This window comes from Streptomyces sp. NPDC005808, from assembly GCF_042871385.1.
GTDB lineage: Bacteria > Actinomycetota > Actinomycetes > Streptomycetales > Streptomycetaceae > Streptomyces.
Genome location: NZ_JBIAIK010000031.1, coordinates 24,548 through 31,331 on the forward strand (window position 1 = coordinate 24,548; position 6,784 = coordinate 31,331).

Annotated in this window: 5 protein-coding genes; 2 read left to right on the top strand and 3 right to left on the bottom strand. The window is 68.7% G+C overall.

Annotated features, from left to right (window positions below):
* Nucleotides 1–211 precede the first annotated feature (211 nt).
* Both ACFYPC_RS36525 and ACFYPC_RS36530 read right to left on the bottom strand, forming a co-directional pair.
* Nucleotides 212–1,567 (bottom strand): cytochrome P450, encoded by a 1,356-nt coding sequence (locus ACFYPC_RS36525; RefSeq protein ID WP_391891646.1) that lies wholly within the window; start codon nucleotides 1,565–1,567, stop codon nucleotides 212–214.
* Nucleotides 1,564–2,547, bottom strand: coding sequence for a hypothetical protein (locus tag ACFYPC_RS36530; RefSeq protein WP_391891647.1), 984 nt, complete (start codon nucleotides 2,545–2,547; stop codon nucleotides 1,564–1,566). Before ACFYPC_RS36530 ends, ACFYPC_RS36525 begins: the two co-directional genes overlap by 4 nt.
* Nucleotides 2,548–2,951: 404 nt before the next feature.
* Between ACFYPC_RS36530 and ACFYPC_RS36535 the strand changes: the two genes are divergently transcribed.
* Nucleotides 2,952–3,959 (top strand): NlpC/P60 family protein, encoded by a 1,008-nt coding sequence (locus tag ACFYPC_RS36535; protein ID WP_391891648.1) that lies wholly within the window; start codon nucleotides 2,952–2,954, stop codon nucleotides 3,957–3,959.
* Between the two features lie 193 nt (nucleotides 3,960–4,152).
* Complete coding sequence (locus tag ACFYPC_RS36540; RefSeq protein WP_391891649.1) at nucleotides 4,153–4,854, top strand: phosphatase PAP2 family protein; 702 nt, start codon at nucleotides 4,153–4,155, stop codon at nucleotides 4,852–4,854.
* Between the two features lie 99 nt (nucleotides 4,855–4,953).
* Here the strand turns inward: ACFYPC_RS36540 and ACFYPC_RS36545 are convergent, their stop codons facing one another.
* Entirely contained in the window at nucleotides 4,954–6,519 is a 1,566-nt protein-coding gene (locus tag ACFYPC_RS36545; protein WP_391891650.1) for an FAD-binding oxidoreductase, read from the bottom strand.
* Nucleotides 6,520–6,784 lie beyond the last annotated feature (265 nt).

Consider the following 6,784-nt stretch of genomic DNA (forward strand, 5'->3'; position numbering starts at 1 on the left):
GCAATGCCTGGACCGGGCGAGGTTAGGACCGTCGGGCCGGTCAGGTCCATCGGTTTTCGCCTCCGGCGGGCCGGCGGGGCCGGCGGACCAACTGACCAACTGACCGACTGTTCTCGTGCTCGGCAAGCTCGGCAAGCTCGGAGGGCGGAGAGAGCGGAGGGCGGAGAGGCGACGGCTATGTGCGTGCCGCCGGTCTCCGCCCTCGTTCACCTCAGTCTTCTGTCGGTCCCGTGTGCGGGGTGAGCGTCATGGTGACGTGGTCCAGGCGGGAGATCACGCGGTACAGGTGCTTGGGGGCCGGTCCCGGCGCCGGGGTCAGCTTCCAGCGGGACAGGATCGCGGCGAGGACGACGATCATCTCCATCCAGGCGAACGTGTTGCCGATGCACTGGCGGTTGCCCTCTCCGAACGGGAGATAGGCACCGCGGGGAAGGTCCTTGACCGAGATCCGCAGCCAGCGGTCCGGATCGAAGGCGAGCGGCTCGTCGTAGACGGCGGGATCGCGATGCAGGGTCGAGATGCTGAACAGGACCTCGCTGCCGGCGGGCAGTTGAGCGGCGCCCAGCGTGACGTCGGTCCTGGTGCGTCGCATCAGCAGCCAGGTCGGGGCGTGCAGGCGCAGGGATTCGGTCAGTACGCGGCCGGTGTACTCGAGTCTCGGGAGATCCTCGGCGGTGATCGGACGGCCCTGGAGCACGCGGTCCAGTTCGGCGCGTACGCGGTCCTGTACGTCCGGGTGGCGACCCAGTTCGTACAGGACCGAGCCGATGGAGCTGCCCACGGTCTCGGCACCGGCGAGCATCAGCGTGACCAGCTCGTCGCGTACCTGAAGGTCGGTCATGCCCTGTCCTGTTTCGTCGTCGCGAGCGGCGAGGACGAGGGAGAGGAGGTCGTCGTGGTCGGTTCCGTCGGTGCGGTACGCGGCGATGACCTGGTCGATGACCTCGCGGATCCGTTCGTGGGCGTTGTTGAAGCGCCGGTTCGCCGGAGTGGGAAGCCGGTGCAGTCCGTCGACCGGGAACAAGGTCCGCCAGGTGACGCCGTCCACCACGATCGGCAGGCTCTTCTGGATCTCGTCGACCGCCTGCCGGCCGAGGTCGGTGGTGAACAGCGTGGCGGTGACGATGGCCAGCGCGAGCTCGTCGAGACTCCTCATGAGCTCGACCGGCTGTCCGGGTTTCCAGCTCTCCGCGAGTTCCTGGGCCTTTTCGTCCATCGCCGTGAAGTAGTGGTTGATCTTCTGCCGGTGGAACGCGGGCTGCAGGAGGCGGCGCTGGCGGCGGTGGAATTCACCGCCGGACGTCATGATGCCGTTTCCGAGGAAGTGCCGGGCCTTGTCGAAGAGTTGGCCCTTTTCGAAACTGTCGGCCTTGGTGACGAGGATTTCGTGCAGGATTTCCGGCCGGGTGACCACGTACACGGGCAGCGGCCCGAGATGGAGTTTGACGACGGGGCCGAGTTCTCCCAGCCGAGCGAGGAACTGAAGGGGGTTTCGCTGGAGGGGTACGGCATGCCCGATCAGGGGGAGCCGTCCAGGGGCGGTGGGTACGACGGCGGTCGCAGTCATGCCGGCCTCACTTCGTCGAGAGCGTCGACGGCGTTGTAACGGCGCGTCTCCAGGGACCAGTCGAGGTTTCCCGTCATCCAGAACCTCAGGTCGTCGAGATAGCGGTGGAGTTGCGTGCCGGCCCGGGCCCGGGCGGTGGCTTCCTGTTCGAGGTACTGGCGCACCGCCTGGTCGTGCATCTGCCCCGCACGGTGCAGCGCCTCGGGCATGTCGATGCCGTACTGCGTGGAGAGGATGGGAGGCAGGCTGTGCACGGTCCGGCTGCGGGCCACTTCCTTGGGGTAGGAGAGGATGTCGTTGGCCCAGCACGCGATGTTGGTGGCCTGCTGGGCCAGCGACATCACGTGGGGGTTCGCGAAGTCCTCCTGCGGCAGAACGAATCCTCCCGCCACGTCGATGAGGGCCATGCAGGTGGGGACGGCGCCGCTGTGGCGGCGCATGTGGACGTACTCCACCAGCGTCGGAGCGGTCTGCCGGCTTCGGTTCGCGGCCTCCCAGCACTGGGCGAGGAAGTAGCCGGTGACCGAATGCACGAAGCGCATCCACTGCATGGGCGCCGAGTGGGCGAGGATGCGGTCCCTGAGATCGGCGAGTGCTCCCATGAACGGGTCGCCGGCATCGGGCTCTTCGCCCGGATTCTCGATGATGCGCAGGTAGTCCACGACGGTCCGCGCGAGCAGTTCGGGATTCTCACCCGTGGCGGACTCGTCGCAGAAGGCGTCGTCGAAGGCGAAGAGCCACAACTGCCAGTCCGCGAGCAGTTGGAGACCGACCGGCTCGCTGCGCGGGCTGGTCCGCCCTGCTAAGCGCCCGACGCGCAGCCCTGCGTACTCGGCGGTCATCGCGGAGTCGAGGATGTTCATCTGCCTGGCCCAGCCGAAGGCCTGCGCGTCGATCTCGTTCGCGTACGGGCTGATCTCTGACGGGAAGGGGTAGCTCAGCGGGGGCAGGGCAAGGGGGACCCGCGATTTTCCTTGCATGAGTTCTCCACACGGATCGTGTGCCAGTGGGGGGCTGGACGTGCTGTCGGCACACCAAGTCGGTGCGCACGGAATGCCGGTGACCTGGTGGCGTGGGTGGGGAATCGGCTTTGCGAACGCGGCTTTGCGAACGCGCATTCCTAGTGCGTCGTCATGACGACTTGATGATCACATGGCGTCACGAATCACCACAATGGCTCTTTCATTAAGTGAGTGATCGGTAGCGTTAGAAGTTGATAGGCGAATGATAAGAATCGGCTCATGGCGAAATGTGACCGCCGCGGTCGAGTTTTCGTCCCCCCGCCCGCCGACAGGTGCGCTCTGCCTCTTTGCGCGTGATCATCCCGTCGCACAGGGCCCGCCTCTACACTGACCTCGGCGGACTCCCGGGCGGTGAGGGGCGGTTGACGGTGCGTAAGGCATGGGTCGTGGCGATCGCCGCCGTCGGGGGCGGGCTCAGCTTCGTGATGGTGCTCGTCGTCGGCGTCTACCTGGTCGCGGGGAACCTCGCGGGCGGGGTCGGCGCAGGAGCGGTCACGCTCGCCAAGGGCGCCGTGCCGGCCGCGTACCAGACGCTCGTACAGAAGTGGGGCAATCTGTGCAGCGCCATCAACCCGGCGCTGCTGGCCGCGCAGTTGTACCAGGAGAGCGGGTTCAATCCGACCGCCCAGAGCCCGGCGGCGGCGCAGGGGATAGCGCAATTCATCCCGGGAACGTGGGCCACCCACGGAATCGACGGCGACGGGGACGGAGACCGCGACGTATGGGATCCGAATGACGCGATTCCGTCTGCCGCTTCGTACGACTGCGAGCTCGCCTCGTACGTGAAGGACGCGCCGGGGGACCCCACGCACAACATGCTCGCCGCCTACAACGCGGGGGCGTACGCGGTCATCAAGTACGGGGGCGTACCGCCGTACAAGGAGACCCAGAACTACGTGAAGACGATCACCACGCTGCAGGCGAGTTTCGCCGCGCCGGTGACCCGGGTCGACCCTTCAGAGCAGGCCGCGGCGGCCATCTCGTACGCCCAGGAGAAGCTCGGCACGCCCTACCTGTGGGGCGGGAACGGTACCGCTGACCAGGGCGGACGCTTCGACTGCTCAGGGTTGACGAAGGCCGCGTACGAAAGTGTCGGGGTCACGCTTCCGCGGGTTGCCAACGACCAGTACAACGCCGGGCCGCACCCCTCCCGGGACGAGCTGATGCCGGGGGACCTGGTGTTCTTCTCGGACGACCTCACCGACTCCCGGGCCATCCGGCACGTGGGTATCTACGTGGGCGGCGGATACATGATCGACGCACCCAGGACGGGTGCCGTCATCCGCTTCGACCCCGTCGACACCCCCGATTACTTCGGAGCCACCCGAGTGACCGAAGATGGCGCGAAAGCATTGCCCACGACGGTCTGAACCTGCCCTCTGAGCTGCGGCGATGTGTCTCTCTTCGATAACGTCTGCGTGATCATTCGGTGGAGGGTGGAACGTATATCAGGGGAGTGTGCGTTCCTTTTCTCGTAGAGCGGATCTACGACCACGGGGGTGGGACAGAGCGCCGCACGAAGGGCTGCGCGCGCGGGCAAGACGACGAAGGGGCCGAAGCGCCATGGCTGGACTCGCCGATTCCGGTTCCAACCCCGACGTCAACCTGCTCTACGACATCAATGGCCTGGCCAAGGACGCGCCGCAGTGGTTCGACCGCGGGATCGGGTTCGTGGGTGAGTACGGGCTGTTGATCGCGATGGTCCTGCTGGTGGCCGGCTGCTGGTGGGCCGTGCGGCGGCGGGGCGGCGAGGATTCCGCGGTGAACGTGGCCGCGGTGATCTGGGCGCCGCTGGCCGCCGCGATCGCGGTGCTGGTGAACATTCCGATACGGGGTTTCGTGGCGCGGCCCAGACCCTTCGTCGACCACCAGGACCTGGACGTCCTCGTCTCCGGCAAGACCGACTACTCCTTCGTCAGCGCCCACGCGACGCTCACCATGGCGGTGGCGGTCGGACTCTTCGTCGCCCACCGGAAGTTCGGGCTGGTCGGCATAGGGCTCGCGCTGGTCGAGGGGTTCTGCCAGGTCTACCTGGGCGTGCACTACCCGACGGACGTGATCGGCGGCTTCGCCCTCGGCACGGCGGTCGCCCTGCTGCTGTCCCCGCTCGCCATGCTGCTGCTGACGCCGCTGACCAAGGCGGTGGAGGGGTCGGCGCGGATCGGCGGGCTGATCAGGGCGCGGGGGGTGTCCTCGTCCGAAGGGGAAGCGCTGGTCGCGGGGGCTCGGGTGGAACTGCCCGAGGACCGGGATCTGGCTGCGTAGTTCGATCTGAGCTGCGGTTCCTGACGCGGGTTTCGAAGCTGTTCGCGGTGCGCTTTTTGATGCCGTTTGCGGTGCGGGTGCTCGCCGGGCGTCCTTGGCTCAGAGCGCCTGCGGGAACGTGAAGACGCGGCTCGGGTCGTACAGCCTTTTCAGGGTGGTCAGGCGGGGAGCCGCGTCGCCGTAGTACGCCTTGCGCCAGTCGGTGAGTGTGGGGTCCGCGTAGTTCTGGTAGGCGGCGCCCGAGGCGTAGGGGGACATGGCCTTGTGGGCGGCGGACAGCCAGGACTGAGCCGTCGTGCCGGACGTGCCGGCCTGCCAGGAGACGATGTACTGGGCGAGCATCCGTGAGCGGCGGTGGACGAAGGCCGTGGAGGTGGGGGAGACGCGGTTGATCGCGCCGCCGAGGGCCGTCAGGGCGATGCTGCCCGCCCCGCCCCGGACCGTGGGGAGCTGGTTCAGCAGGGTCTGGACACCGGCTGAGGACAGCGAACGGTCGAAGAAGTCCGAGCGTGCCGCGTACGTCTCGCGGCCGAGCGCCCCCTGCGGGGAGCGGCCGGGGGTCGAGCCCGGCAGGTGACACTGGGCGTCGGTGGAGAAGGACGAGCAGCCCGCGTACACCTCCATCGAGTCCTCGTAGGACCGGCGCTTCAGCGAGACGCTGGTCGCGGAGGCGCCGATCGTGTCGGCGAGGCGGTCCACGGCGTTCTGGAGTTCGCCGTACGTGCCCAGGGAGAACGCCGCTATGGAGATCGTGGGGGTGCCGCCGGACGCGTTCGCGAGGTGGCACGAGGACCAGATCTCGTCCGGCTGGGTCGGGCCCCACTCCTGCCAGGCCTTGACCACGGCGGCGGCCTTGGACCAGGGCCAGGTCAGGTAGGCGGAGACCGCCTGGGGCGCGGGATGCGTCTTGTACCGGAGCTCGGTGACGATGCCGAAGTTGCCGTTGCCTGCGCCGCGCAGGGCCCAGAAGAGGTCCTTGTGCTCGGTGGCGTTCGCGGTGAGCTGCTTGCCGTCGGCCATGATCAGCGTCGCCTGCGTGAGGCTGTCGCAGGTCAGGCCGTACGCGCGGGAGACCACGCCGTGGCCGCCGCCCAGGGTGAGGCCGGAGACGCCGACGGTGGGGCAGGAGCCGGCGGGAATCGTGACGCTCTTCGCGGCGAGGCCTCGGTAGACGTCGATCAGTTTGGAACCGCCGCCCACCACCGCCTCGTTGGCGCTCACCCGGATCTTGTTCAGCTTCGATACGTCGATGACCAGCCGGCTGTTTCCGGAGGACCAGCCGCCGTAGGAGTGGCCGCCGTTGCGGATCGAGATCTTGATGGCGTGGGCGCGGGCGTAGGCCATGGTGGTGCGGATGTCGTCCGCGTTGGCGACGTACGCGACGGCGGTGGGCTTCAGGGTGTCGAAGCGGGTGTTGTAGAGCTGGTGGGCGGTTGGCCAGGTGGCGTCGCCGGGGCGGATCAGGGTGCCGTCCAGGTCGGCGGCCAGGGCGGTCCAGTTCGCGGCGGCTTTGGTACTGGCGCTGGGGCTGGGGCTGGTGGTTGTGCGGAGGGGGGTGCTGGTTGCGCCGGTTGCGGTGCCGGTGCTGCCACCGGCCTCGCAGGCGGTTGTGGCTGTCGCCGCGAGTGTGGCGGCGACCCCGCCTATGAACGTACGCCGTTGCATGTGCGCCTCTCCGTTGGTTCCGTGGGAGGAGACGAGTCCCCGGGGTCGGGGGTTCCATGGGTGGCGTCCGCCGGGTGGGTGGGCCTGGGGTGGGGTTTGTTCGCCCCCTCCGCCCCTGCCCGTCCCTTGCTTGGGGGGGGGGGGGGGGCCCCCCCCCCCCCCCCCCCCCGCCCCCCCCCCGGGCGCCCCCCCCCCCCCCGGGGCGGGGGCCCCCCCCCCCCCCCCCCCCCCCCCCCCCCCGCCCCCCCCCCCGCCCCCCCGCCCC

What these genes read in the sequence shown, in the direction of transcription:
- ACFYPC_RS36525 (WP_391891646.1), bottom strand. Translation starts at nt 1,567, where the DNA reads ATGACTGCGACCGCCGTCGTACCCACCGCCCCTGGACGGCTCCCCCTG.
- ACFYPC_RS36530 (WP_391891647.1), bottom strand. Translation starts at nt 2,547, where the DNA reads ATGCAAGGAAAATCGCGGGTCCCCCTTGCCCTGCCCCCGCTGAGCTAC.
- ACFYPC_RS36540 (WP_391891649.1), top strand. Translation starts at nt 4,153, where the DNA reads ATGGCTGGACTCGCCGATTCCGGTTCCAACCCCGACGTCAACCTGCTC.
- ACFYPC_RS36545 (WP_391891650.1), bottom strand. Translation starts at nt 6,519, where the DNA reads ATGCAACGGCGTACGTTCATAGGCGGGGTCGCCGCCACACTCGCGGCG.